General features: G+C 70.1%; 19 protein-coding genes and 1 pseudogene. 13 read left to right on the top strand and 7 right to left on the bottom strand.

Annotated elements, in window-relative coordinates; translation table 11 throughout:
* Positions 1-182: 182 nt before the first annotated feature.
* Positions 183-3,914 (bottom strand): vitamin B12-dependent ribonucleotide reductase, encoded by a 3,732-nt coding sequence (locus BMZ47_RS11685; RefSeq protein WP_091862210.1) that lies wholly within the window; start codon positions 3,912-3,914, stop codon positions 183-185.
* A 514-nt stretch (positions 3,915-4,428) separates the two neighbouring features.
* Between BMZ47_RS11685 and BMZ47_RS11690 the strand changes: the two genes are divergently transcribed.
* Both BMZ47_RS11690 and BMZ47_RS11695 read left to right on the top strand, forming a co-directional pair.
* Positions 4,429-4,845, top strand: a complete 417-nt coding sequence (locus BMZ47_RS11690) for an NADH:ubiquinone oxidoreductase subunit NDUFA12 (protein WP_091862213.1) — start codon at positions 4,429-4,431, stop codon at positions 4,843-4,845.
* A gap of 216 nt (positions 4,846-5,061) precedes the next feature.
* A complete protein-coding gene (locus tag BMZ47_RS11695; protein WP_007559730.1) occupies positions 5,062-5,721 on the top strand; it encodes a DUF2155 domain-containing protein in 660 nt (219 codons plus the stop codon).
* Here the strand turns inward: BMZ47_RS11695 and aat are convergent.
* From aat to BMZ47_RS11715, 4 genes are all read right to left on the bottom strand, one after another.
* Entirely contained in the window at positions 5,718-6,398 is a 681-nt protein-coding gene (gene aat / locus BMZ47_RS11700) for a leucyl/phenylalanyl-tRNA--protein transferase (RefSeq protein ID WP_091862217.1), read from the bottom strand. The genes BMZ47_RS11695 and aat overlap by 4 nt on opposite strands.
* Before the next feature lie 249 nt (positions 6,399-6,647).
* A complete protein-coding gene (gene accC, locus BMZ47_RS11705; protein WP_007559733.1) occupies positions 6,648-8,000 on the bottom strand; it encodes an acetyl-CoA carboxylase biotin carboxylase subunit in 1,353 nt (450 codons plus the stop codon).
* A gap of 262 nt (positions 8,001-8,262) precedes the next feature.
* Positions 8,263-8,733, bottom strand: a complete 471-nt coding sequence (accB, locus tag BMZ47_RS11710; RefSeq protein ID WP_091862219.1) for an acetyl-CoA carboxylase biotin carboxyl carrier protein — start codon at positions 8,731-8,733, stop codon at positions 8,263-8,265.
* A gap of 261 nt (positions 8,734-8,994) precedes the next feature.
* Positions 8,995-9,792 (bottom strand): DsbA family protein, encoded by a 798-nt coding sequence (locus tag BMZ47_RS11715; RefSeq protein WP_007559748.1) that lies wholly within the window; start codon positions 9,790-9,792, stop codon positions 8,995-8,997.
* 135 nt (positions 9,793-9,927) lie between these two features.
* Between BMZ47_RS11715 and BMZ47_RS11720 the strand changes: the two genes are divergently transcribed.
* Complete coding sequence (locus BMZ47_RS11720; RefSeq protein WP_007559750.1) at positions 9,928-10,587, top strand: DUF1345 domain-containing protein; 660 nt, start codon at positions 9,928-9,930, stop codon at positions 10,585-10,587.
* 76 nt (positions 10,588-10,663) lie between these two features.
* A complete protein-coding gene (locus tag BMZ47_RS11725) occupies positions 10,664-11,818 on the top strand; it encodes a pyridoxal phosphate-dependent aminotransferase (RefSeq protein ID WP_091862223.1) in 1,155 nt (384 codons plus the stop codon).
* 4 nt (positions 11,819-11,822) lie between these two features.
* Here BMZ47_RS11725 and gph read toward each other — a convergent pair whose 3' ends face one another.
* A complete protein-coding gene (gene gph / locus BMZ47_RS11730; protein ID WP_091862228.1) occupies positions 11,823-12,521 on the bottom strand; it encodes a phosphoglycolate phosphatase in 699 nt (232 codons plus the stop codon).
* A 128-nt stretch (positions 12,522-12,649) separates the two neighbouring features.
* On the opposite strand from gph, the gene BMZ47_RS11735 reads away from it, so the two are divergent.
* The 7 genes from BMZ47_RS11735 to BMZ47_RS11765 all read left to right on the top strand — a co-directional run bounded on the left by BMZ47_RS11735 (position 12,650) and on the right by BMZ47_RS11765 (position 19,319).
* Positions 12,650-13,114, top strand: a complete 465-nt coding sequence (locus tag BMZ47_RS11735) for a hypothetical protein (RefSeq protein WP_091862231.1) — start codon at positions 12,650-12,652, stop codon at positions 13,112-13,114.
* 130 nt (positions 13,115-13,244) lie between these two features.
* On the top strand, positions 13,245-13,958 hold the full coding sequence (rpiA, locus tag BMZ47_RS11740; protein WP_007559775.1) for a ribose-5-phosphate isomerase RpiA: 714 nt from the start codon (positions 13,245-13,247) through the stop codon (positions 13,956-13,958).
* A gap of 30 nt (positions 13,959-13,988) precedes the next feature.
* Positions 13,989-14,552: a DUF2059 domain-containing protein gene (locus BMZ47_RS11745; RefSeq protein WP_091862234.1), complete on the top strand. Its 564-nt coding sequence runs from the start codon at positions 13,989-13,991 to the stop codon at positions 14,550-14,552.
* A 153-nt stretch (positions 14,553-14,705) separates the two neighbouring features.
* On the top strand, positions 14,706-15,974 hold the full coding sequence (locus BMZ47_RS11750) for an O-antigen ligase family protein (RefSeq protein WP_425285059.1): 1,269 nt from the start codon (positions 14,706-14,708) through the stop codon (positions 15,972-15,974).
* A complete protein-coding gene (gene gor, locus BMZ47_RS11755; RefSeq protein WP_091862240.1) occupies positions 15,971-17,353 on the top strand; it encodes a glutathione-disulfide reductase in 1,383 nt (460 codons plus the stop codon). The genes BMZ47_RS11750 and gor overlap by 4 nt, the downstream gene beginning before the upstream one ends.
* A 54-nt stretch (positions 17,354-17,407) precedes the next feature.
* Positions 17,408-17,728, top strand: coding sequence for an RNA polymerase sigma factor region1.1 domain-containing protein (locus BMZ47_RS11760; RefSeq protein WP_091862243.1), 321 nt, complete (start codon positions 17,408-17,410; stop codon positions 17,726-17,728).
* Positions 17,729-17,936: 208 nt separating this feature from the next.
* Positions 17,937-19,319 (top strand): class II 3-deoxy-7-phosphoheptulonate synthase, encoded by a 1,383-nt coding sequence (locus BMZ47_RS11765; RefSeq protein WP_091862246.1) that lies wholly within the window; start codon positions 17,937-17,939, stop codon positions 19,317-19,319.
* 42 nt (positions 19,320-19,361) lie between these two features.
* Here BMZ47_RS11765 and BMZ47_RS11770 read toward each other — a convergent pair whose 3' ends face one another.
* On the bottom strand, positions 19,362-22,181 hold the full coding sequence (locus BMZ47_RS11770; protein ID WP_230366745.1) for an EAL domain-containing protein: 2,820 nt from the start codon (positions 22,179-22,181) through the stop codon (positions 19,362-19,364).
* Between the two features lie 262 nt (positions 22,182-22,443).
* Between BMZ47_RS11770 and BMZ47_RS11775 the strand changes: the two genes are divergently transcribed.
* Together BMZ47_RS11775 and BMZ47_RS11780 are read left to right on the top strand one after the other, a co-directional pair.
* On the top strand, positions 22,444-22,821 hold the full coding sequence (locus BMZ47_RS11775; protein WP_007559784.1) for a plastocyanin/azurin family copper-binding protein: 378 nt from the start codon (positions 22,444-22,446) through the stop codon (positions 22,819-22,821).
* Positions 22,822-23,172: 351 nt separating this feature from the next.
* Positions 23,173-24,106: pseudogene (locus BMZ47_RS11780) on the top strand (IS110 family RNA-guided transposase).
* Positions 24,107-24,196: the final 90 nt, after the last annotated feature.

A 24,196-nucleotide genomic window follows, 5' to 3' on the forward strand; every position in this document is an offset into this window, starting at 1 on the left:
CGAGACGGAGAATTGGCGGCCCATGAAGGGCCGCCATCCTTGTTGTCGAGGATCTCAGGATCCCTCCGGACAGTCAGAGGTCACGCCGAGTTTGAGCAAGCCGCAATTCAAGTTTTGGACATTATTCCGAACACTTACGGGCGAACTGTCCCGCTTGCGTCACTGAGTTTGCGGCGCGACGATTACGAGCACCCCGTCGTGGACCCGCAGGTATCGCATTTCAGGCAGGTGCCGTTGCGGACCAGCGTGAAGTTCGCGCATTCCGGGCAGGCCTCGCCGACATAGCCCTTCATCTTTGCCTCGGCGCGGCGGTCGGCGACGGTGCGCTCCGCCTTGGCGAAGGGGAGGGTGTCGGCGATGGTCTCCGCCTGAGCGGCGACCGCGGGCTCCGCCTTCAGCGCGGAGGTGCCGTGGATCGCGTGGACCGTCCCGCCGGCCGGGGCCGTCTGCCCGGTGCTCGCGGCTCCGACGCCGACCGCGCCGCCCGCCGGGCCGCCCTGGATCAGGGTGAGCCGGTCGGCCGAGCCGCGCAGCAGGCCGCGCGACACGATCGAGGAGGCCGGGGCGGGCTTGGGGCCCTCGCGGGTCGTGTCGGCCGTCTCGCCGCCGCCGATCACCGTGCCACCGATCTCGGCGGGGCTGACATGGGCCAGGTCGGCGCGGCCGAGATACGACACCGCCAGCTCGCGGAACACGTAGTCGAGGAGCGAGGTCGCGTTCTTGATCGCGTCGTTGCCCTGCACGAAGCCGGCCGGCTCGAATCGGGTGAAGGTGAAGGCCTCGACATATTCCTCGAGCGGCACGCCGTACTGGAGGCCGAGCGAGATCGCGATGGCGAAGTTGTTCATCAGGCTCCGGAAGGTCGCGCCCTCCTTGTGCATGTCGATGAAGATCTCGCCGAGGCGGCCGTCGTCGTACTCGCCGGTGCGCAGATAGACTTTGTGGCCGCCCACCACCGCCTTCTGCGTGTAGCCCTTGCGTCGGGCCGGCAGCTTCTCGCGGGAGCGGATATGCTCGACCCGCTCGATCACCCGCTCGACGATCTTCTCGGCGACCTGGGCGGCGCGGGCGGCGGCCGGAGCCTGCAGCACCGCCTCCAGGGCGTCCTCGGCCTCGTCGTCCTCATCGGCGATCAGGGCGGCGTTGAGTGGCTGCGACAGCTTCGAGCCGTCGCGGTAGAGGGCGTTGGCCTTCAGCGCCAGGGTCCAGGACAGGCGGTAGGCCGCCTTGCAATCCTCGACGGTCGCGTCGTTGGGCATGTTGATCGTCTTGGAGATCGCCCCCGAGATGAACGGCTGGGCCGCCGCCATCATGCGGATGTGGCTCTCCACCGAGAGGTAGCGCTTGCCGATCCGGCCGCACGGGTTGGCGCAGTCGAAGACCGGGTAATGCTCGGGCTTGAGGCCCGGCGCGCCCTCCAGCGTCATCGCCCCGCAGATATGGGTGTTGGCGACCTCGATGTCCTTCTTCGAGAAGCCGAGGAACGGCAGCAGCTCGAAGGTCGGGTCCGAGAGCTTCTCCACCGGGACCTTGAGGGTCTGGGTCAGGAAGTCGTCGCCGAGCGTCCAGCGGTTGAAGACGAACTTGATGTCGAAGGCCGACTTCAGGCCCTTCTCTACCGCGGCGATCTTGTCGTCGGGAAAACCCTTGGCGCGCAGGGTGGTCGGATTGATCGCAGGCGCCTGGCCCATCGAGCCGTGGCCGACCGCGTAGGCCTCGATCTCGGCGATCTCGGATTCCCGGTAGCCCAGCGCCCGCAGCGCGTCGGGCGCGGCCTGGTTGATGATCTTGAAGTAGCCGCCGCCGGCGAGCTTCTTGAACTTCACCAGGGCGAAGTCGGGCTCGATGCCGGTCGTGTCGCAATCCATCACGAGGCCGATCGTCCCGGTGGGCGCGATGACGGTCGTCTGGGCGTTGCGGTAGCCGTGGGTCTCGCCGAGCTGGAGCGCCCGGTCCCAGGCCGCGCGGGCATGGGCGCCGAGATTGTCCTGCGGGATGTTGGCGTGGTCCAGCGGCACCGGGGCGATGCTCAGGAACTCGTAGCCTTCGGCCTCGCCATGGGCGGCGCGGCGGTGATTGCGGATCACCTTCAGCATCGCGTCGGCATTGTCGTCATAGGCCGGGAACGGCCCGAGCTCGGCCGCCATCTCGGCCGAGGTGGCATAGGCCACGCCGGTCATGATCGCGGTGAGGGCGCCGGCGAGGGCGCGGCCCTCATGCGAGTCATAGGGGAGGCCCATGGTCATCAGCAGGCCGCCGATATTGGCGTAGCCGAGGCCCAGCGTCCGGTAGCGGTAGGACAGCTCCGCGATCTCCTTCGACGGGAACTGCGCCATCATCACGGAGATCTCGAGCACCACCGTCCAGAGGCGGTTCAGATGCTCGAACGCCTCGACGTCGAAGCGCTTGGTCTGCCGGTCGTACATCGTCAGCAGGTTGGCCGAGGCCAGGTTGCAGGCGGTGTCGTCCAGGAACATGTACTCGGAGCACGGGTTCGAGGCCCGGATCCGGCCACCCGACGGGCAGGTGTGCCAGTCGTTCATCGTGGTGTTGAAATGCAGGCCCGGATCGGCCGAGGCCCAGGCGGCCTCGCCGATCTTCTCCCACAGGTCCCGCGCCTTCAGGGTCTTGGCGGTCTTGCCGGTGGTGCGCTGGGTGAGGTGCCAGTCGGCGTCGGCGTCGACCGCGCGCAGGAAGTCGTCGGTCAGCGAGACCGAGTTGTTGGAATTCTGGCCGGCGACCGTGAGGTAGGCCTCGGAATCCCAGTCGGTGTCGTAGACGGGGAAGTCGATCTTGGTGAAGCCCTGGCGGGCGAACTGGACGACGCGCTTGATGTAGGCGTCCGGCACGGAGGCCTTGCGGGCGGCCTTGATCTCGCGCTTCAGCGCCGGGTTGCGCTCGGGATCGAAGCAGGCGTCACCCTCGGCCTCGCACTGGGTGCAGGCCTTCATGACCAGGCCGAGATGCTTGGAGACGACCTTGGAGCCGGTCACCAGGGCGGCGACCTTCTGCTCCTCCTTTACCTTCCAGTCGATGAACGCCTCGATATCCGGGTGGTCGATATCGACGATCACCATCTTGGCCGCGCGGCGGGTGGTGCCGCCGGACTTGATCGCGCCGGCCGCCCGGTCGCCGATCTTCAGGAAGCTCATCAGGCCGGACGACTTGCCACCGCCGCCAAGCTTCTCGTTCTCGCCGCGCAGCGCCGAGAAATTGGAACCGGTGCCGGAGCCGTACTTGAACAGGCGCGCCTCGCGGACCCACAGGTCCATGATGCCGCCCTCGTTGACGAGGTCGTCCTGGACGCCCTGGATGAAGCAGGCATGCGGCTGCGGATGCTCGTAGCTCGAGGCCGAGCGGGTCAGCTCACCGGTGCGGTAATCGCAGTAGAAATGGCCCTGGCTCGGGCCGTCGATCCCGTAGGCCCAGTGCAGGCCGGTGTTGAACCATTGCGGCGAGTTCGGCGCCACCATCTGCTTGGCGAGCATGTAGCGCAGCTCGTCGAAGAAGGCCGAGGCGTCCTCCTCGGAGGAGAAGTAGCGGCCCTTCCAGCCCCAGTAGGTCCAGCAGCCGGCGAGGCGGTCGAACACCTGCGTGGCCGAGGATTCCGAGCCGATCCGCTCCTCCTCGGGAAGTTCGGCCAGCGCGGCCTCGTCGGCGACCGAGCGCCAGAGGAAGGACGGGACGTCGTTCTCCTCGACCTTCTTGAGGCGGGCGGGCACGCCGGCCTTGCGGAAATACTTCTGGGCCAGCACGTCGCTGGCGACCTGGCTCCAGCTCTCGGGAACGTCGATGCCGTCGAGGCGGAACACCACCGAGCCGTCGGGATTGCGGATCTCGCTCAGGGCCTTGCGGAACGGAATGCCGGTGTAAGGCGACTGTCCGGCCGTGGTGTAGCGACGCTCGAACCGCATGAAACACACCTCTCCCGTCGGGACACGAGTGTCCCGGCCCCGCTGAACGCGGAGTCGATGCCCAATAAGGGGGTCGCGTTCACCCGCGCCCGGAAGCCGGGCGCGTGGCGAATCTGCGAAGATGATTCAGGGACGGTCGAACCTGCCGAAACGCACCACAGGGGCGGCGCGACCGATGCAGGGACATTACCGCCGCCATCGCTCTCACGTCAACAAGTGGTGTGCGGCCAGCCGGTTCCCCGCTAGATGTTGTGCTGGCAACCAAAAGCCTGTGGATATCCCGGCCACCCCGGATAAGTGCCCTTCCGACATTCGGGATTCGGATCGGAAAAATTTTCAATCCACACCCTTAAGTAGAGGCACCTCCGGGCGGCCCGCGAATACGCCGCAGTTGGCCGAACCGGGCGTTGCCGCGCAGCGACAGTTGGGCCGAAGCGCTGGACTCGCGGGCGCGCGCTCACCATAACGGCGCCACGAAGCGCCCGTGCGGCGCGGCTTGATACCGGGACCGGCGATGGCGCTGAAGGACACTTTGCTGCGCGTCTTCACGTGGTGGAACGGCCAGACCGTCTCGCTGGCGCTCCAGACCGCGCGCTCCGGCATCTACGTCGGCGAGGACGAGCTCGGGAACAAGTATTACAAGGCGGAAGGCGCGCTGATCGACCGCTCGGTCGGCTCGGAGCGCCGCTGGGTCATCTATAACGGCTACGCCGACGCCTCGAAGGTGCCGCCCGGCTGGCGCGCCTGGCTGTGCCACAACGTCGACCTCGCCCCGAGCGAGGAGGATTACACGCCGCGCCCCTGGCAGAAGCCGCATGTCGAGAACCAGACCGGGACGCCGAACGCGTACCGGCCGCAGGGTTCGCAGCTTTCCTGGGGCTCCCGCCCGGCCGCGACCGGCGATTACGTGTCCTGGACGCCGGGCAAGTAAGCCTCCTCGGCCGGCGGTGCCCGGACGCCCTTTTGCCGCCACCGTTCCGGTGTTCTGGTAGGCGATCCGATCCGACCGCCGCGCCCGTGACGGCGCGACCGGCCTCCCTCTAGCGTCGCGTTCCGGATCCGGGACGCGGTTCTGGGGTTCTTGTTTCGCATCGTCGTCCGAAGGCCGGCCACCGCCGTTCGGGACGATGCTTTAGGGGTCCGAGCCTTGAGCCGCACCAAAGCCCTCGCACGCCCCGTCCTGACGGCCGCCGCCCTGGCGCTCGGCCTCTGCGCTGGCCCGGCCGCCGCCGACAAGATCAAGAACCCGACCGCGGTCTTCTCCGGCCTCGACAAGATCACCGGCCGCATCGTGTCCTTCGAGGTCGCGGTGGACGAGACCGTGCAGTTCGGCTCGCTGCAGATGACCCCGCGGGTCTGCTATACCCGGCCGCCGACCGAGAGCGCCAAGACCACGGCGTTCCTCGAGGTCGACGAGGTCACCCTCGACAACAAGTATCGCCGCATCTTCACTGGCTGGATGTTCGCGTCGAGCCCGGGCCTGCACGCGATCGAGCATCCGATCTACGACGTCTGGCTGGTCGACTGCAAAGGCGGCAGCGACGTGATCGCCGAGGCGAAGGAGCAGGAGGACGTGCCGGCGGTGGCCGCCAAGCCGGAGCGGACGAAGCGCGCCGGCCGGGATTCGACCAAGACCGCACAGCAGCTCAATGCCGCCGGCCAGGTCGATGTCGAGGCGCCGCGCGGCGTGCCGGTGCAGCCGCGCCAGAAGCCCTCGCGCAAATTCTTCCCGTCGAACGAAGGCCCGGCTCCGGCCCCGCCGGCTCCGCCGCAGCCGCAGAACCTGTTCGACGCGATCTTCCGCTAGGTCTCGACGGCGCCGAGAGCCGCCAGCACCTGCGCGCCCGGCACGGAGCCGTTGCAGGGCCAGACGTTCCAATCCGCGCCCTGATCGAGGGCCGCCGCCAGCCGCCGCTTGTAGATGTGCCGCGGCAGTTCCTCGGCGCCGAACTGCGTGAGATGGTCGGTGACGAACTGCGTGTCGGCGAGCCGGTAGCCGCCCGCGCGCAGGCGGCCCATCAGGTGGACGAGGGCGACCTTCGAGGCGTCGCGCACCTCGTGGAACATGCTCTCGCCGAAGAAGGCCGCGCCCAGCGAGACGCCGTAGAGGCCGCCGACCAGGCGCCGCTCCGTCCCCGCATAGACCTCCACCGTGTGGACGTGGCCGAGGTCGAACAGCGCGCCGTAGAGCTCGCGGATGCGGCCGTTGATCCAGGTCTTCTCGCTGTCCCGGCGCGGCGCCGCGCAGCCAGTGATCACCCCGTGGAAATCGGTGTCGCAGCGGACCTCGAACTGGTCGGAGCGCACCGTCCGGGCGAGGCGGCGGGACACCCGGAACCCGTCGAGGGGGAGGACGCCGCGCGCCCGCGGCTCGACCCAGTACAGGGTCGGGTCGCTCGCATCCTCGGCCATCGGGAAGATGCCCGCCGCGTAGGCCTTGAGCAGGATCTCGGGGGTGATGTCCACGCGGGTCGGATCGTGCATGAGGCGAGTGTCGCGCGGGGCCGGTCCAAATGCCAGAGCCGGCACCGGCCGCGATCGCCGCAAGCCCAGTTTCGAAGTTGGATTGAAGACACGATCGCGGTCGGAATGCGGATGTCCCGAACACACCCCGCATCCTGAGGTGCGCGCGCAGCGAGCCTCGAAGGAGGCCTCCGCTGCGCTTCGTCGCCTCAGGATGAGGGCGAGGGTCGGAAGGGCCGGTCGCGAACGGGTTCCCGTCTATCGCTGGCCTCAGACCTTCATCCCGCCATCGTCCAAAAAGTGCTCGAGCCAGTGGATGTCGTAGAGGCCGTTCTGGACGTCCGGGTTGCGGACGAGGGTCCGGAACAGCGGCAGGGTGGTGTCGATGCCGTCGATCACGAACTCGTCGAGCGCCCGGCGCAGGCGCATCAGGCACTCGTTGCGGGTGCGCCCGTGGACGATCAGCTTGCCGATCAGCGAGTCGTAATGCGGCGGGATGCGGTAGCCCTGGAAAGCCGCCGAATCGACCCGGACGCCGAGGCCGCCGGGGGTGTGGTAATGGGTGATCTGGCCGGGGGAGGGCCGGAAGGTCTCCGGATGCTCGGCGTTGATCCGGCACTCGATGGCGTGACCCTCGACCTTGATGTCGGATTGCGACACCGAGAGCGGGCCGCCGGAGGCGACCTGGATCTGCTCGATCACGAGGTCGATGCCGGTGATCATCTCGGTCACCGGATGCTCGACCTGGATGCGGGTGTTCATCTCGATGAAGTAGAACCGCCCATCCTCGTACAGGAACTCGACGGTGCCGGCGCCGAGATAGCCCAGCTCCTTCATGGCGTTGGCGCAGATGCCGCCGATCTCGGCGCGCATCGACTCGTTGAGCGCCGGCGAGCCGCCTTCCTCCCAGACCTTCTGGTGGCGGCGCTGCAGGGAGCAGTCGCGCTCGGCCAGATGGACCGCGCCGCCGCGGCCGTCGCCGAGCACCTGCACCTCGATGTGCCGGGGCTTCTCGAGATACTTTTCCAGATAGACCGCGTCGTCGCCGAAGGCGGCCTTGGCCTCGGAGCGGGCCATGCCGATCGCCTGCTCCAGCTCGGCCTCGCTGCGGGCGACCTTCATGCCGCGACCTCCGCCGCCGGCCGCCGCCTTGACCAGGACGGGGTAGCCGATCTCGGCGGCCACGCGCTTGGCCTCGTCGGCATCCTCGACGCCGCCCTCCGAGCCGGGCACGCAGGGGATGCCGAGCTTCACGGCCGTGCGCTTGGCCTCGATCTTGTCGCCCATGGTGCGGATATGCTGCGCCTTGGGGCCGATGAAGCCGATCTGGTGATGCGCCAGAACCTCGGCGAACCGGGCGTTCTCCGACAGGAAGCCGTAGCCCGGATGCACCGCATCCGCCCCGGTGATCTCGCAGGCCGCGATGATCGACGGGATGTTGAGGTAGCTGTCCCGGGCCGAGGGCGGCCCAATGCAGACGCTCTCGTCGGCGAGCCGGACATGCATGGCGTCCGCGTCGGCGGTGGAATGGACCGCCACGGTGGCGATCCCGAGTTCCTTCGCCGCCCGCAGGATGCGCAGGGCGATCTCGCCGCGGTTCGCGATCAGGATCTTGTCGAACATCGAACCCTTAGAGCGTCCAGGCGATCCGACGGGACCGCGCAGGATGATCTATCCTCTTGTTGCGCGACGTTTTCCAGGCCCGAAGCGGCAGCCGGTCCGGCGGAAGACGCCCAAAACACCCTGCGCCGGGGCGATCACCGCCTCGGCGCGGGACGCGGACCGAAGCGCGCGGCAGATGCACCGCCCGGCACGTCGCGAAAAGCTCTGTCGCCGCATCCTCCTCGCCCGCGAGCCGGCCGGAGCCGGCCGCCGGGACGATGCGTCAGGAGATGACCAGCAGCGCCTCGCCGTACTCGACCGGCTGGCCGTCCTCGACGAAGATCGCCGTGACCGTGCCGGCGCGGGGCGCCACGATCTCGTTGAAGGTCTTCATCGCCTCAATGAGCAGCAGCTTGTCGCCGACCTCGACCTTCGAGCCGACCTCGGTGAACGCCTTGGCCTCGGGGGAGGGGCGCAGATAGGCGGTCCCGACCATCGGCGACGGCACGGAGCCGGGATGCGCGCGGGCCGGCTCGGCCGGCGCCAAGGCGCCGGTGGGCGGCGCCACCGGGGGCGGCGCGAGGGCGGCGACCGGGGCAGGGCCCGCGACCTGGACGTTCACGGGTTCGAGCCGCCGCACCACGCGGATGCGCAGGTCGCCCTTCTCGACCTCGATCTCGGACAGGCCGGTCTCGGTGACGAGGTTGGCGAGTTCGCGCACGAGCTCGGGGTCGATGGGATCGTTCTTGGGCATCCGGCCTTCTTCGTATCGCGCCGCGGCGGTCGGTTCATCCGGCATGCGCGCTGGCACTCGATCACAGCCTCATGGCTGGCGGCTCTTAGCGCATCGTTCCGGGGATCGGAACCGGCTCGATGCGCTAGAACTTTGGATTTGCATCGTCTTTTTCCGAAAGGCGGCACCCGCCTTTCGGGACGACGCTCTAGACGAAGGCGGCCCGGCGCGACAAGGCCGCGCCCTCCGCCATCCGCCGGTGCTTAGGTCCGGCCCGGCGCCTCAGCAGGAGGCGTGGCCGCATTGGCGCACATCCGCGATGGTCTTGCGGATCGGGTCGACGCCGACGGCGCCGGGAATCACCTCGTCGCCGATGATGAAGGCCGGCGTGCCCGAGAGGCCGAGCCGGTCGCCCAGGCCGCGATTCTCGCTGAGCGCGGCCTTCACCTCGGGGGAGGCCATGTCCTTCTGCAGCTTGGTCGTGTCGGCGCCGAGATCCTTGGCGACCTGGATCGCCCGGGCACCGTTCACCCGGCCCTTGGTCTCGAGCAGCTTCTGGTGGAATTCGAACAGCTTGTCGCCCTTGAGCTGCTGGCGCACCGCGATGGCGACCTGGCTGGCCTCGAGCGATTCCGGACCGAGCACCGGGAAATCCTTGATCACCACCCGCAGCTTCGGGTCGGTCTTGATCAGGGTCTGCACGTCGACCAGCGCCTTGCGGCAATAGCCGCAATTGTAGTCGAAGAACTCGACCAGCGTGACGTCGCCCGTGGGGTTGCCGGCGACCACGTCGTGCGGGCCGTTGATCAGGGCCTCACGGGCCTCCTTGAGGGCCGCCGTCTGGGCGAGGCGCTGCGTCTCCGCCTGCTGCTTCTCGGCCTCGGCCAGGGCCTCCTGCAGCACCTCCGGGTGCTTGATCAGGTAGTCCTTGACGATCGCCTCGATGCCGGCGCGCTGCGCGTCCGTGAACGGGGCCGCAGCAGCCGGAGCGGCGGATTGTGTGGCGTCCTGCGCCGAAGCCGGGACGGCGGCGAGACCGAGCGCCAGGGCCAGCGCGGGCAGGGAGCGGTTGAAGAGCATGGATCCTCGCTTGCGCGGCAAGCCGGCCCGCGCGTGGCGCGAGCGGTAGACGGTGGGTTAGGCGTTTTCGCGGCGCCGGGTCAAATCACGAGACTGGCGCGCAGATCCCGCCCGCCGCGCGCAATCCGGTCTGCCATGCTCAAGCTGTTCCGCGCCTTCTGGCTGCGCCCGCATCTGCTCTGCGCGATCCTGGTGGCGATCGCCGCCGCCCTGCTGGTGCCGGGCCTCGATCCCGGGATGCGGCTGCTGACCGGCTGGTGCGCCGGCGTGATCGTCCATGCCGGGCTGGTCGTGCGCCGGGCGACCGGGCAGAGCCGGGACGCCATGCGCCGCGAGGCCGCACGGCTCGACGACAGCGCCGGGGTGATCACGGTCTTCGCCCTGCTGGCGGCGGCGGCAAGCCTCGGCTCGGTGGCGGTGCTGGTGGTCGGCGGCCGCATCGCCGGACCCGGCGAGCGCTACGCCCTGGCGCTCGCCGGCGCGAGCCTGCTCTGCACCTGGGTGTTCGTGCAGATGATCTTCACCGTGCACTACGCCCACGTCTATTACGGCACCGAGGACGAGGCCGGCGCCGAGCGCGGCGGGCTCGACTTCCACGGCGAGACCGAGCCGGATTTCTGGGACTTCCTGTACTTCACCGTGACCATCGGGGCGGCGGCGGCCACCTCCGACACCAATCTCACCAGCAAGCGCATGCGCCGGATTGCCACCGCGCAGACGATCGGCGCCTACCTGTTCAACACCGGCATCCTGGCGCTGGTGGTCAACATGGCCGCGGGCCTTGCGCCGCACTGACGCCGGTTGAGGCCGGGGCCGCCAGGGGCTAACCCCGGCGCTCCGCTGACCCGCCCTCGCGCCCCGTCAGGACAACATGATTCCGATCTCCCGGCGGGCCGCCGCCGTCCAGCCGTTCCTCGCCATGGACGTCATGGCCGCGGCCGCCGCCAAGGCCCGGCGCGGCGATGACGTGGTGCGCATGGAGGTCGGCCAGCCCTCGGCCCCGGCCCCGCGGGCGGTGATCGCGGCGACGCAGGCGGCGCTCGCCACCGGCCGGGTGCCCTATACCGAGGCGCTGGGCCTACCGGCCCTGCGCGAGCGGATCGCCCGGGACTATGCCCAGCGCCACGGCGTCGCGGTGAGCCCGGAGCGGGTGGTCATCACCACCGGTTCATCGGCGGGCTTCGTGCTCGCCTTCATGAGCCTGTTCGATGCCGGCGCCCGAGTGGCGGTGCCGCAGCCGGGCTATCCGGCCTATCGCAGCATCCTGGCGTCCCTCGACCTCGTGCCCGCCCCGATGGTGCTGCGCGACGAAGACCGCTTCGCCCCGACCGCCGCGCTCCTTCGGGAAACCCATGCCCGCGCCCCGGTGGCCGGCGCCCTGGTGATGAGCCCGGCGAACCCCTCCGGCACGGTGATCACGGAAGCCGCGTTGCGCGACCTCTGCGCGGCCACCCGGGAGCTGGGCCTGCCGCTGATCTCGGACGAGATCTATCACGGCCTCAGCTACGGCCTGCCGACCATCACCGCCCTGCGGTTCGATCCCGACGCCGTGGTGATCAACTCGTTCTCGAAATACCACTGCATGACCGGTTGGCGCGTCGGCTGGATGGTGGTGCCGGAGGTCCTGGTCCGCCCGATCGAGCGGCTGGCGCAGAATCTCTACATCTCGGCACCCTATCTCTCGCAGGTCGGCGCGCTGGCGGCGCTCGACGCCACGGACGAGCTCGACGCGGTGCGCGACGGCTATGCCCGCAACCGGGCGATCCTGCTCGACGCGCTGCCCGGCCTCGGTCTCGGGCGCGTGCACCCGGCCGACGGCGCCTTCTATCTCTACGCGGATGTGGCGAACCTCACCAACGACGCCACCGGCTTCTGCCGGCGCATGCTCGACGAGGCCAACGTCGCCGCGACCCCGGGGCTCGATTTCGACCCGGATCTCGGCCACCACCATGTCCGGTTCTCGTTCGCCGGCTCCGAGGCCGAGTGCCACGAGGCGGTGGCGCGGCTGCGGAGCTGGCTGCGCTGAACCTTTAAGCGGCCTCCACCGGCACCAGGGCGCGGACCGCCTCCGGCAGCTCCGAAAAATGCTCGATCACCCGGTCGGGCCCGAGCTCGGTCACCGGCTTGTCGGTATAGCCGAAGGTCACCGCCACCACCGGGATGCCGGCGGCCTTGGCGGTGTCGATGTCGGTGCGCGAATCGCCGACCATGACGGCCCGGGCCGGATCGCCTCCGGCGCGCTCGATCGTGCCGGTGAGGTGGCTCGGGTCGGGCTTGTAGGCCGGGAAGGTGTCGCGTCCGCAGATCGCCGCGAAGCGGTGGCCGATCCCGAGCAGGCGCAGCAGCTCCACCGACTGGCCCTCGAACTTGTTGGTGCAGACCGCCAGCCGGAAGCCCGCCGCCTCCAGCGCATCCAGCGCCTCCACCACCCCGGGATAGAGGTGCGACGTGTCGGCGAGGTGCTTGCCGTAATGGGCGATGAAGGCCTCGAACAGTCGCCCGTGGTCCTCCGGCGAGAGCGCGCGGCCCTCCGCCTCGAAGCCGCGCCGGATCAGCGCCTTGGCGCCCGCGCCGATCAGGCCGCGGGCCTGGGACAGGGGCAGCTCGGCCAGGCCCTCGCGCTTCATCAGCACGTTGAGGGTGCCGATCAGGTCGCCCGCGGTCTCGGCCAGGGTTCCGTCCAGGTCGAACACGGCGATCGGCGGACGGGCGGTCGAGTCGGGCGGCATCTGGTCGGGCTCCTGCTGGGATACGGTCTCGCTAAAGCCGGCCAGACCCGGCGGCAAGGCGGCGCGGCGCCCCACACTCGCCCGAAAGCCCAGCGAAAGGCTGGGCGCGTCAGCTCCCGGATCCCGCGATGAAACCGTCCCTGCCCCTTCTTGCCCTCTGCCTCGCGCTGGCGAGCGCGCCGGCCGCCGCGACCTCGTTCGAGTTCGTGCCCGCGCCGCAGACCGACCTCAACCGGATGTACCGGGTCGACAAGGTCACCGGCGAGGTGACCTCGTGCCAGTACGGGCTGCAGGAATCGGCCGGCGGCATCGGCCAGACCGTGTGCTTCGGCCCCGGGGAGGGCGCCGGCTCGCAGGCACCGTCGGAATACGGGCTGGTGGCGAGCCGCCACACCCGCGAGGCCGGCGTGTTCCGGGTGAATTACCGAACCGGCGAGATGAGCATCTGCTTCGTGCTCGTGAAGAAGGAGCAGGTGGTCTGCACCCAGCAGGCCAAGCCCGGCGCCGAGGCGAGTTCCGACGCGCCGCTCACCGGGCCGGCCCCCGGCCGGGCCGGGGCCAGCGCCACGCCGGCACAGGGCGGACGCTTTTGAAGCCACCCGTCCCGCGGAGGCGTTCCGGTCCGCCCTGCGGCGTGCTAGGGGCCGCGCGACCGCCTCAGGAAGCCCGGCTGCCCCGCATGCGCGACATCTCGATCCACCCCGCCGACCGGGCCGACCGGCCGTGAGCGGGCCGGACCTGCGCCGGGCGGCGGCGTCGCGCGCCCTCGACCTGGTCGAGCCCGGCATGCGGCTCGGCCTCGGCACCGGCTCGACCGCGGCTGCCTTCGTGGCCCTGCTCGGCGAGCGGGTCCGCGACGGGCTCGACATCGTCGGCGTGCCGACCTCGGAGGCGACGCGGTTGCAGGCCGAGGGCCTCGGCATCCGCCTCGCCACGCTCGACGAGCAGCCCGAGCTCGACCTGACCATCGACGGCGCCGACGAGGTCGACGACCAGCTGCGCCTGATCAAGGGTGGCGGCGCCGCGCTGCTGCGGGAGAAGATCGTCGCCTGCGCCAGCCGCCGCATGGTGGTGATCGCCGACGCGGCCAAGCACGTCGCCCGGCTCGGCGCCTTCCCGCTGCCGATCGAGGTGAACCTGTTCGGCTTGACCGCGACCCAGCGCGCCGTCGAGGCGGCCGTCGCCCGGGTCGGCTGCTCCGGCCCAGTTCGGCTGCGCCGCGACCCGGCCGGCAAGCCGCTGCTGACCGATGGCGGCCATCACATCCTCGACGCCCATCTCGGCGCCATCCCCGACCCTGACGCGCTCGGGGCCGCCCTCTGGGCGGTGCCAGGCGTAGTCGAGCACGGCCTGTTCCTCGGCATCGCCGACGCCGCGATCCTCGCGGCGAATCGGGACGGGCAGGCCGAGGTCACCGTTCTCGGCAGCTTGGTCTGAAGCGCGATACTCCTTGCAGGAACGTTCAGCATGTCCCGTCGCCTCACCGCCGCGCTCGGCCTCGCCCTCGCCGCGGTCACGATCCTCCCGCATGCGGCCTCGGCCCAGGCGAACAAGACGGCCCCCGCCAAGCCGGCGGCGCAGCCGAACACGCCGGCCGCCGCGACGCCGACCTACACGCCGAGCCATCTGGCTCTCGCGCGCGAGGTGATGCTCAGCTCCGGCATCGCCCGCTCGTTCGATTCGGTCCTGCCGGCCTTCGCCGACCAGATCCGCAAGCAGACCGTGACCCGCCCCGAGCTGACGAAGGATCTCGACGAGGTCCTGGCCTCCCTTCAGCCGGAGATGGAGCTGCAGAAGCAGCGCATGATCGACATCGCCGCCCGCACCTACGCGGCGAAGTTCCCGGAGCCCGAGTTGAAGGAGATCGCGACCTTCTTCCGCTCGCCGGCCGGCAAGCACTACGTCGAGGCCCAGCCGCAGCTCCTCGACGAGATGGTGCAGGAGATGCAGGACTGGACGCAGGAAGTGTCCGAATACGTCATGGTCCGGGTCCGGGCCGAGATGGGCAAGCGCGGCCACCAGATGCAGTGAGGATCGCGCCGGCGGATCGACCGCCGCGCCGACGGCCTCGGCCCGCGCAAACCGCGACGCGCCCCCTCTCTCCTGCACGGGAGAGGGGACCCGCGCCACGACCGAAGATGTGTGAACATCCTCGCTCGAAGATGGGGGCGCCTTGGACATCCGATGCCGTTGAACTCCATGCCGGCGCGCGCGCGCGGTCAGACACGTTCCGCGCAGACGACCCACCGCCTCTACGCGGCCGGCGCGACGGTGCTCGCCGTCCTGCCGCTGGCGATGGTGCTCGCCAACCGGTCGAGCCCGGTCTTCATCGGCCTCGCCGCGCTCGCCTTCCTGGTTGGACGCTTCCTTGAGGATCGCCGCACCCTCGCGCCGCGCGTCGTTGCCCCCCTGAAACAACCGCTCGGCCTCGCGACGCTCGCCTTCCTGGCCTGGTGCCTCGTCTCCTTCGCTTGGACGCCATTCCCCGGTGCGTCGCTGCGGGTGCTGGGCGAGTTTCTGCCCACCCTGATCGCCGCCTACCTGCTGGCCTGCCTCGCCCCGGGCCGGATCCCGGATTTCGCGCCCCCTCTCGCAGCGGCGGCGATCGGGCTGGCGGGCCTGATCATCGCCATCGACCTCGCCTCGGACCTCGCCCTCGAACGCGCGCTCGGGCGCCGGGTCGCGGCCTTCGTCCACAATCGGCCGGCCCTGACCCTCGATCTCGTGGCTGGCCCCGTGGCCCTCGTGCTCTGGCGGACCCGGGCCCGAGGTCTCGCTGTCGCCACCCTGGTCTTCGGCGCCCTGGGCGTGCTGCGCTCGATCAGCGGCGCTGCGCAGCTCGGCCTGCTGGCCGGAGCCGGGCTGTTCGCCCTGGCCCGTCTGCTGCCCCGGCGGGCCGGCATCGGTCTGGCGGGCCTGGGCCTCGGCCTCGCCGTGGCCCTCGCGCCCGTGGAAGGCGACTTGCTCGCCAAGGTCATGCCCGAGGCGGCGCATGAGCGCCTGGTCCAGTCCTCCTCCCGGGCCCGGGTCGCCATCGCCCGCAGCTTCGGCGCGGCCGTCGCGGCCGATCCGTGGCTCGGAGCCGGATTCGGCACCAGCGCGCGCTTCGCCGAGACCCCGGTGGCCGGCACGGTCGCGCCGGAGATGCGGATCATCCTCGGGGTCGGCCACCCGCATAACAGCTTCCTGCAGGTCTGGGCCGAGCTGGGATTGCCCGGCGCGCTCCTGGGGACATTGGTCCTGCTGCTGATGCTCGGCCGGATCGCCGGGCTGCCGCAGCCCGACCGGGCCGCGGCACTGGGTCTCGTCGCCTGCGCGGCCGCCATCGCGTTCGTCGAGCACAATGGCTGGGCGGCGTGGTGGACGGCCGGGCTCGGCGCTGCCATCACCTGGATGCGTGCAGCTGCGCCGCGCGCCGCCGCGACGGAACCCGAGATGGACGGCCCCGCATGAGCGCCTTCGACGTCGACCTCTTCGTCATCGGCGGCGGCTCGGGGGGCGTCCGCGCCGCCCGGATCGCGTCCGGCTACGGCGCCAAGGTCATGCTGGCCGAGGAATACCGGGTCGGCGGCACCTGCGTGATCCGCGGCTGCGTGCCCAAGAAGCTCATGGTCTATGCCGGCCGCTTCGCCGACGAGTTCGAGGACGCCGCGGGCTTCGGCTGGACGGTCGAGCGCCCGCGCTTCGACTGGCACGTCCTCAAGCAGCGCCGCGACACCGAGGTGACCCGGCTCGAAGGGATCTACGACACCAACCTGATGCGCGCCGGCGTCGAGATCGTGCCCGAGCGCGCCGTGATCGAGGATCCGCACACGATCCGCCTGCTCGGATCGGACCGGATCGTCCGGGCCGAACGGATCCTGGTGGCGGTCGGCGGTCATCCGGTGAAGGAGCCCGCGGTGCCCGGGATCGAGCTGGCGATCACCTCGAACGAGGTGTTCGAGCTGGAGAGCCTGCCCGAGCGCATCCTGGTGATCGGCGGCGGCTATATCGCGGTCGAGTTCGCGGGCGTGTTCGCGGCTTTGGGCAGCCGCACGACCCTGCTCCACCGGGGCGATCGGCTGCTGCGCGGCTTCGACAACGAGGTCCGCGACGCCCTCGCCGAGGCCTACGGCCGGCGCATGGACCTGCGGCTCGGCCGCACGCTGACCCGGATCGACCGGCGCGCCGACGGGCTGCGCGCGCGCCTCGACGACGGCTCCGAGATCCTGGCCGATCAGGTCCTGGTGGCCACCGGCCGGCGCCCGAACGTCGCCGGGCTCGGGCTGGAAAAGGCCGGGATCGAGACCGACGCTGCCGGAGCGATCCCGGTCGACGCCTATTCCCAGACCTCGGTCCCCTCGATCTACGCGGTCGGCGACGTCACCAACCGCGCCAACCTGACCCCCGTGGCGATCCGCGAGGGCCACGCCTTCGCCGACACGGTCTATGGCGGCAAGCCGTCCTGCGTCGACCACCGGCTGATCCCGACCGCGGTGTTCTCGACCCCCGAGATCGGGATCGTCGGCCATACCGAGGCCGCCGCCCGGGAGATCTACGGCAAGATCGACGTCTACAAGGCGCGCTTCCGGCCGATGAAGGCGACGCTCTCGGGCCGCGAGGAGCGGATCCTCATGAAGGTGCTGGTCGATTGCGCCAGCGACCGGGTCGTCGGCGTCCACCTCTTCGGCCACGATGCCGGCGAGCTGATCCAGGCGGTCGGCATCGCGGTCACGATGGGCGCCACCAAGGCGGATTTCGACCGCACCATCGCGGTCCACCCCACCGCCGCCGAGGAGCTCGTGACCATGCGGGTGCCGGAGGTGACTAAGCATCCCGTAGGGGTCGGTTAAGTTCGCCGCGTCGCGGGGTCTCGACGCGGTGCGCGGCCGAGCCATATCAGGGTCATGGGCAAGCAGGGCGCAGGCAAGGGCAATCGCGAGGACGACGCGCACGCGCGGCGTCAGGCGATCATCGACGGCCTGCTGGCCGATGCGCTGCGGCCGGCCTTCAGCTACCGGGTCCCCAGCCACGACGCGCTGCCCCCCGACATCCGCCGGGCGATCGACCGGCTGCTCGCCAAGGCCGAGACCCTGCGCAGCCGCTGCCTCACCTACGACGACCTCGAGGAAGCGCTGCCGCCCCGAGACGTCTCCGCGGAGGATCTGGAGGCGATCTTCTGGATCCTGGCCGAGCACGGGATCGAGGTCGAGGACGGCGAGGCGTGAGGCCAGACCAATCTCAAGACTTCGCCTGCCGGATCGGCGAAGAAACGTCCGCCGAGCGCTGAGCTCAGCCGCGCCAGACAAACAACTCTGCTTCAGGCTCCTGCCTGCCCTCAGGAATCCGGCACTCGCAAGGGCCCGGGAACCTCTCTATAAGCCGCGCTTCGCGCGTCACGCGCGATCGCACGAAGGATGTGCGCGGAGAGAGGTCATGGCCGAGCGTTGGACACCGAAGAACTGGCGGAACCTGCCGATCCAGCAGGTCCCCGCCTATCCGGATTCGGCGGCGCTGCAGGCGGTCGAGACCCAGATCGCGAGCTTTCCGCCGCTGGTCTTTGCCGGTGAGGCCCGCAAGCTGAAGACGGCGCTCGGGCGCGTCGCGGCCGGCGAGGCCTTCCTGCTCCAGGGCGGCGACTGCGCCGAGAGCTTCGACGAGCATTCGGCCGACAACATCCGCGACTTCTTCCGGGTGTTCCTGCAGATGGCGATGGTGCTCACCTTCGCGGGCGGCTCGCCCGTGGTGAAGGTCGGGCGCATCGCCGGGCAGTTCGCCAAGCCGCGCTCCTCGCCGACCGAGACCCTCGATGGCGTGAGCCTGCCGAGCTATCGCGGCGACATCGTCAACGGCATCGGCTTCAGCGAGGAGGCCCGCACGCCGGACCCGCGCCGCCAGCTCGAGGCCTACCGGCAATCGGCCGCGACCCTGAACCTGCTGCGCGCCTTCGCCACCGGCGGCTACGCCAACCTGGAGAACGCGCATCGCTGGATGCTGGGCTTCGTGAAGGATTCGCCGCAATCCTCGCGCTACCAGGATGTCGCCGGCCGCATGACCGACGCGCTCGACTTCATGCGGGCGATCGGCATCAACCCGGAGACGCATCCGGAGGTGCGGACCACCGACTTCTACACGAGTCACGAGGCCCTGCTGCTCGGCTACGAGGAGGCGCTGACCCGCGTCGACTCGACCACGGGCGATTGGTACGCGACCTCCGGGCACATGCTCTGGATCGGCGACCGGACCCGGCAGCCGGATCACGCCCATGTCGAGTACGCCCGCGGAATCAAGAACCCGATCGGCCTGAAATGCGGCCCGTCCATGCAGGCGGACGGCCTGATCCGGCTGATCGACCTGCTGAACCCGGAGAATGAGCCCGGCCGGCTGAGCCTGATCTGCCGGTTCGGCGCCGACAAGGTCGGCGACCACCTGCCGGGTCTGATCCGGGCGGTCGAGCGGGAAGGGCGGTCCGTGGTCTGGATCTGCGACCCGATGCACGGCAACACCGTCGCGGCCGGCCGCTACAAGACTCGGCCGTTCGACCGGGTGATGCAGGAGATCGAGGGCTTCTTCGGCGTCCACCGGGCCGAGGGCACGTTCGCGGGCGGCATCCATCTCGAGATGACCGGCAAGGACGTGACCGAGTGCACCGGCGGCGCCCGGGCGCTCACCGCCGACGACCTGCAGGACCGCTACCACACCTACTGCGACCCGCGCCTCAACGCCGAGCAGGCGCTGGAGGTGGCGTTCCGCACGGCCGAGCTGGTCAAGGCCGAGCGCAGCCATGTGGAGCGTCCGCGCCTCGACGCGGCCGAGTGAGGCGCCGCGCCAATCCCTCCCCCGCCACGGGGGAGGGGCCCGTCAGGCGATCGCCCGGGCGGCGCCGTTCCAGCGCTGGATGACCTCACCCACCTGGCAGACCGGGACCGGGCGGCTGATCAGGTAGCCCTGGACCTCGTCGCAGCCCTCGGCGCGCAGATGCGCGAGCTGGGCCTCGGTCTCCACGCCCTCGGCGGTGGTGGTCATGCCGAGGCTGGTGCCGAGCCCGATCACCGCGCGGACGATGAAGTCGGTCCCGTCCTTCAGGCACAGGTCGCGCACGAAGGACTGGTCGATCTTGATCTTGTCGAACGGGAAGCTGCGCAGGTAGCTCAGCGACGAGTAGCCGGTGCCGAAATCGTCCATCGAGACGCGCACGCCCAGCGCCTTGAGGCTGTGCAGGATCGCGGTGGTGGCGCCGGGATTGGCGACCAGCACGGATTCGGTGATCTCGAGTTCCAGCCGGCGGCCGGGCAGGCCGGTCCGGCGCAGGGCCTCGCGCACCGCGGTCACCAGGCTCGCCGAGGTGAACTGCACCGCCGAGACGTTGACCGCGACCTTGAGCCCGTCCGGCCAGCGGGCGGCCTCCTCGCAGGCCCGGCGCAGCACCCATTCGCCGAGCGGGACGATCAGGCCGAGCTCCTCGGCGATCGGGATGAACTCGGCGGGCGAGACGAAGCCGCGGCTCGGGTGGTTCCAGCGCAGCAGGGCCTCGAAGCCGCAGATCCGGTCCGTGGCGAGGCTGTAGATCGGCTGGTAGTAGACCTCGAACGCCTCGCGGGCCAGCGCGTCGCGCAGGTCGCGCTCCAGCATGCGCCGGGCCTGGAGACGGGCATCCATCTCGGGCTCGAAGAACCGGAACGAGCCCCGGGCCTCGGTCTTGCCGCGGTCGAGGGCGACCTCGGCGTTCTTCAGGAGCTTCTCGCAGCTCGCGCCGTCGCCCGGCGCCAGGGTGATGCCGATGGTCAGCCCGACGCTGATCTCGTGGTTGCTCAGGCTGTAGGGCGCGCTCAGCACCTCGAGGATCCGCCGGGCCAGGATCGCGGCCTCCTCCGGCCGGTCGACGCCCCGCTGGACGACGATGAACTCGTCGGCCCCGAGCCGGGCGACGCAGTCGACCTCGCGCACGCAGGCGGTCAGCCGCGCGCCGACCGCGGCCAGCAGCTCGTCCCCGACCCCGTGCCCCAGGGTCTCGTTCACCGGCCGGAAATCGTCGAGGTCGATGGCGAAGACCGCGAAGCCCGCATCGCGCCCGGCCTGGGCCACCGCCAGGTCGATCTGCTGGCCCAGAGCCTCCCGGTTCGGCAGCCCGGTCACCGTGTCGTGATGCGCCAGGAAGGCGATGCGCGCCTCGGCCCGCCGGCGCTCGGTGACGTCCTCGTAGGTCGCCACGAAGCCGCCATCGGCGGTCTCGCGCCGGTCGATCGAGACCGTGCGGCCGTTGGCGAGTTCCTGAAACTGCGTGTGCCAGGTGCCGCCGCGATGCGCCTCGTGCTCCTGGCGGAGGAGGGCAGCGAGGTCGCTGCCCGGATGGTTGCCGGCCGCGAGGCTCACCCGCAGCACGTCCTGCGCGGACATCCCGGGGACGATCGCACCGGCGGGCAGGCCGTAGATCTCGCTGTAGCGCCGGTTCACCACCATCAGGCGGTGCTGGGCATCGTAGAGGCACAGCCCCTGGGACATGTTGTCCAGAGCCGCGTCGAGCCGCAGGTTGGTTGCGGTGAGCCGGTCCTCCTGCTCCTTGAGGAGGCTGATGTCGCTGCACACCGCCACGAAGCCGCCCTGCTGGGTGGCGCTGCGGCTCACCCGCAACCAGCGCCCGTCGGCCAGCCGGATCTCGCCGTCGCGGGCGAGCGCCCGGAAGCACTCGTCGAGATTCGGCGAGCCGGGGGCGGGGCGCGACAGGGACAGGCCGGCCGCGATCGCGGCCTCCAGCCCGTCGAAGAAGTGCAGCGCCTGGGTGTTGGCGAGCGCGATGACGCCCTCGGCATCGACCACGATCACGCCCTCGCGGGAGGTCTGGAGCGCGTCGGTCACCAGGGCCTCGGCGACGCGGCGCTGGCTGACCTCGCGCTGCATCATCGCCCGGATGTTGTCGCGCATCACCGCCATCGAGCGCAGCAGGCTGCCGAGCTCGTCGCGACCGCCGGCCGGGATCCGGTCGTCGAGCCGGCCGCTGGCAATCCGCTCCGCCGCCGCCGAGGCATCCGCCAGGGGTCCGGTGATGCGGCGGTTGAGCAGCCAGGCGATCATCGCGCAGGCGAACACCGCCAGCCCCGCCACGATGGCGTTGACCTGCATCTCCCGGGCGACGAGCATCCGGGCGGCCTGCCGGAAGGTGAAGCCGTCGCCCGCGGTGTAGTTGACCAGCAGGTCGATCTGGCCGTCCACCACGTTGGCCTGATGGTCCAGGGCGTCCCAGCGCTCGGGCCGGGCGGTGGCCGGATCGAGGCCGCGGCGCATCTCCTCCCAGGTGGCCACCGCGGCCTGGACAGCCCCGGCGGTGCGCACCGACCGGTCCGATTGCGAGCGCTCGACCGCGATGGTCAGGTCCTCGGAGAGGGTGGTCGAGAGCTCGGCGATCTCGGCATCGAGCTTGGTCGCCGCTGCGGCGTCGCGGGCATGGGTCCGGCGCGCGAAGGCGCTGCGCATCTTGGCGAAATCCGCCGCGGTCGCCCGGGCGTAATTGATCGACATCAGCGACTCGTCATAGGTGCGATTGACGAGCGCCCCGACATGCGAGATCGCCACGACGGCGTAGAGGCCGAGCGCGCCGGACAGCAGGCTCATGCCCAGGAAGGCGACGAAGATCCGGCCGCGGATCGTGGCGGGCAGGCCCGCGATGCCGCGCACGGCGCGCATCGAACTCGAGGGTTCGCGTTCGTCCGTCGCTCTCTCGGGGTCTCGCATCGCACCGGGCCGCCGTGTGACAGGTGCGGTCGACCGTAATTGCTACATGTTAAGACGCGATTAGCCGGGTGGATTGCCGAATCGACCCGTGAACAACCGTTTTGGTATCGCGATCACTGCCCAAACAGCCGAAATGGCCGGAACACGAGGCATCGCGAAAATGATTTCTCAATAAAATCTCAGGTAGATTGCCGCGACGAGCCCGAGGAACAGCATGCCCCCCGCAGCGTCGAGTTTGTTCGCACAGCCCCGCGGGCGATCGGCCCTGCCGGCTTTCGCCGCTCTGGCGCTGGGGATGATCTGCGGATTGATCCTGATCGGCGATCTCGAAGCCTCCGGGCTGATGGTGTCGCAGAAGGGCCGGGCGTTCCAGCCGGGCAACCTCGCGTTGAGCCGGGGCGAGACGGTGATGTTCGTCAACGACGACAGCGACCTGCTGCATCACGTCTTCGTCGAATCGGACACGTTCAGCTTCGATTCCGGCGACCAGGAGCCGGGCAGCCGCACGCCGGTCACCTTCACCGAGCGCGGCACCTTCCAAGTGCTGTGCGGCATCCATCCGAAGATGAAGCTGGTAGTGAAGGTGAATTAGGCCCGTTCGGTAGGGGGCGCGGTCGCGGTTCGATCGCTCACCGGCATAGCCTGCGCAGAGACGTAATTTGGGGCGGCGCGCGCTGCCCGAATATCGTGTTTCCCTGGATTGCTTCGTTGCGCGCGCAATGACGGTGGATGCGTAGACCAGCATCGATCCGAACCGCGCCCTCATCCTGGTAAGTCAGTTCGGGTCCGATCTGGTAAGGTCGGCGCTGCGGCGACGGACAGGACCCCGGCTCATCCTAGGGCTCTGACGCCTGTACCTCAGCTTGGGAGCCTGCCCGTTCCTTCCATGACCCCGGACAGTCGCTCGGGCCGCAAGAGCCCGGTTGCGCAAGGGTGGGGCGGGATGGGGCCGGTGTATGTCGGGATCGACATGTGCAAGGCGCGGCTGGACGTGCATGTCCTGCCGCAGGGCCAGGCCTTCGCGGTAGCCCGCGACGGGGCGGGTCTGAGCGACCTGGTGGCGCGCCTGCGGGCGTTGGCGCCGGATCTGGTCGCGATCGAGGCAACCGGCGGCTTCGAGCAGGTGGCGGCGGCCGCGCTGGCGGGGGCGGGTCTGCCGCTGGTGGTGGTCAACCCGGCCCAGGTCCGGCACTTCGCCAAGGCGCTGGGCCAGCGGGCCAAGTCGGACCCGATCGACACCCGCGGTGATCGCCCGGTTCGCGGCAGCGACGCGGCCCGAAGTGCGGCCCTTGCCGGAAGCGGCGACGCGGTTGCAGGCCGAACTAGTCGCCCTGCGCCGTCAGATCATCGAGATGCTGGCGGCGGAGAAGAACCGGCCTCACCGCACCGAGGTGCCGCGGATCGCCAAGAGCACTACCCGGCTGGTCAAGGCGCTGGAGAAGGAGCTGGCCGGCGTCGACGACGAGATCGACACGGGCGTGCGCGGCTCGCCGGCCTGGCTTGCCACGGAGGACCTGCTCGCCTCAGTGCCCGGGGTGGGGCCGGTCACGGCACGCACGCTCCTGGCCGAGTTGCCGGAACTGGGCCGGCTCGACGGACGGCAGATTGCCGCCCTGGCCGACCTTGCGCCGTTCGTACGCGAGTTCTGCAAGTGGAAGGGCCGCGCCATGGTGGCGGGCGGGTGCAAGAGCGTGCGCACGGCGCTGTTCATGGCCGCGCTGACCGCCTGCCGGCACAACCCGGTGCTCAAGCCGTTCCGCGACCGCCTGGTCGCCGCCGGCAAGCCCAAGATGGTGGCCGTCATCGCGGTCGCCCGCAAGCTGCTCACCATCCTCAACGCCATGCTCAGGGACCAGAAACCATGGCAAATCGCTTGACGACCAACACAGTCGCTGAGGAGCCCGCGCGAGCGGGCCTCGAAGGAAGCCTCCAGGGATCGCGCGGCTGGCTGGAGCCCTCCTTCGAGG

This window comes from Methylobacterium brachiatum (genome assembly GCF_900113845.1).
GTDB lineage: Bacteria > Pseudomonadota > Alphaproteobacteria > Rhizobiales > Beijerinckiaceae > Methylobacterium > Methylobacterium brachiatum.

What these genes read in the sequence shown, in the direction of transcription:
- BMZ47_RS11685 (WP_091862210.1), bottom strand. Translation starts at nt 3,914, where the DNA reads ATGCGGTTCGAGCGTCGCTACACCACGGCCGGACAGTCGCCTTACACC.
- BMZ47_RS11690 (WP_091862213.1), top strand. Translation starts at nt 4,429, where the DNA reads ATGGCGCTGAAGGACACTTTGCTGCGCGTCTTCACGTGGTGGAACGGC.
- aat (WP_091862217.1), bottom strand. Translation starts at nt 6,398, where the DNA reads ATGCACGATCCGACCCGCGTGGACATCACCCCCGAGATCCTGCTCAAG.
- accC (WP_007559733.1), bottom strand. Translation starts at nt 8,000, where the DNA reads ATGTTCGACAAGATCCTGATCGCGAACCGCGGCGAGATCGCCCTGCGC.
- accB (WP_091862219.1), bottom strand. Translation starts at nt 8,733, where the DNA reads ATGCCCAAGAACGATCCCATCGACCCCGAGCTCGTGCGCGAACTCGCC.
- BMZ47_RS11715 (WP_007559748.1), bottom strand. Translation starts at nt 9,792, where the DNA reads ATGCTCTTCAACCGCTCCCTGCCCGCGCTGGCCCTGGCGCTCGGTCTC.
- BMZ47_RS11720 (WP_007559750.1), top strand. Translation starts at nt 9,928, where the DNA reads ATGCTCAAGCTGTTCCGCGCCTTCTGGCTGCGCCCGCATCTGCTCTGC.
- BMZ47_RS11725 (WP_091862223.1), top strand. Translation starts at nt 10,664, where the DNA reads ATGATTCCGATCTCCCGGCGGGCCGCCGCCGTCCAGCCGTTCCTCGCC.
- gph (WP_091862228.1), bottom strand. Translation starts at nt 12,521, where the DNA reads ATGCCGCCCGACTCGACCGCCCGTCCGCCGATCGCCGTGTTCGACCTG.
- BMZ47_RS11735 (WP_091862231.1), top strand. Translation starts at nt 12,650, where the DNA reads ATGAAACCGTCCCTGCCCCTTCTTGCCCTCTGCCTCGCGCTGGCGAGC.
- BMZ47_RS11745 (WP_091862234.1), top strand. Translation starts at nt 13,989, where the DNA reads ATGTCCCGTCGCCTCACCGCCGCGCTCGGCCTCGCCCTCGCCGCGGTC.
- BMZ47_RS11750 (WP_425285059.1), top strand. Translation starts at nt 14,706, where the DNA reads ATGCCGTTGAACTCCATGCCGGCGCGCGCGCGCGGTCAGACACGTTCC.
- gor (WP_091862240.1), top strand. Translation starts at nt 15,971, where the DNA reads ATGAGCGCCTTCGACGTCGACCTCTTCGTCATCGGCGGCGGCTCGGGG.
- BMZ47_RS11760 (WP_091862243.1), top strand. Translation starts at nt 17,408, where the DNA reads ATGGGCAAGCAGGGCGCAGGCAAGGGCAATCGCGAGGACGACGCGCAC.
- BMZ47_RS11765 (WP_091862246.1), top strand. Translation starts at nt 17,937, where the DNA reads ATGGCCGAGCGTTGGACACCGAAGAACTGGCGGAACCTGCCGATCCAG.
- BMZ47_RS11770 (WP_230366745.1), bottom strand. Translation starts at nt 22,181, where the DNA reads ATGCGCGCCGTGCGCGGCATCGCGGGCCTGCCCGCCACGATCCGCGGC.
- BMZ47_RS11775 (WP_007559784.1), top strand. Translation starts at nt 22,444, where the DNA reads ATGCCCCCCGCAGCGTCGAGTTTGTTCGCACAGCCCCGCGGGCGATCG.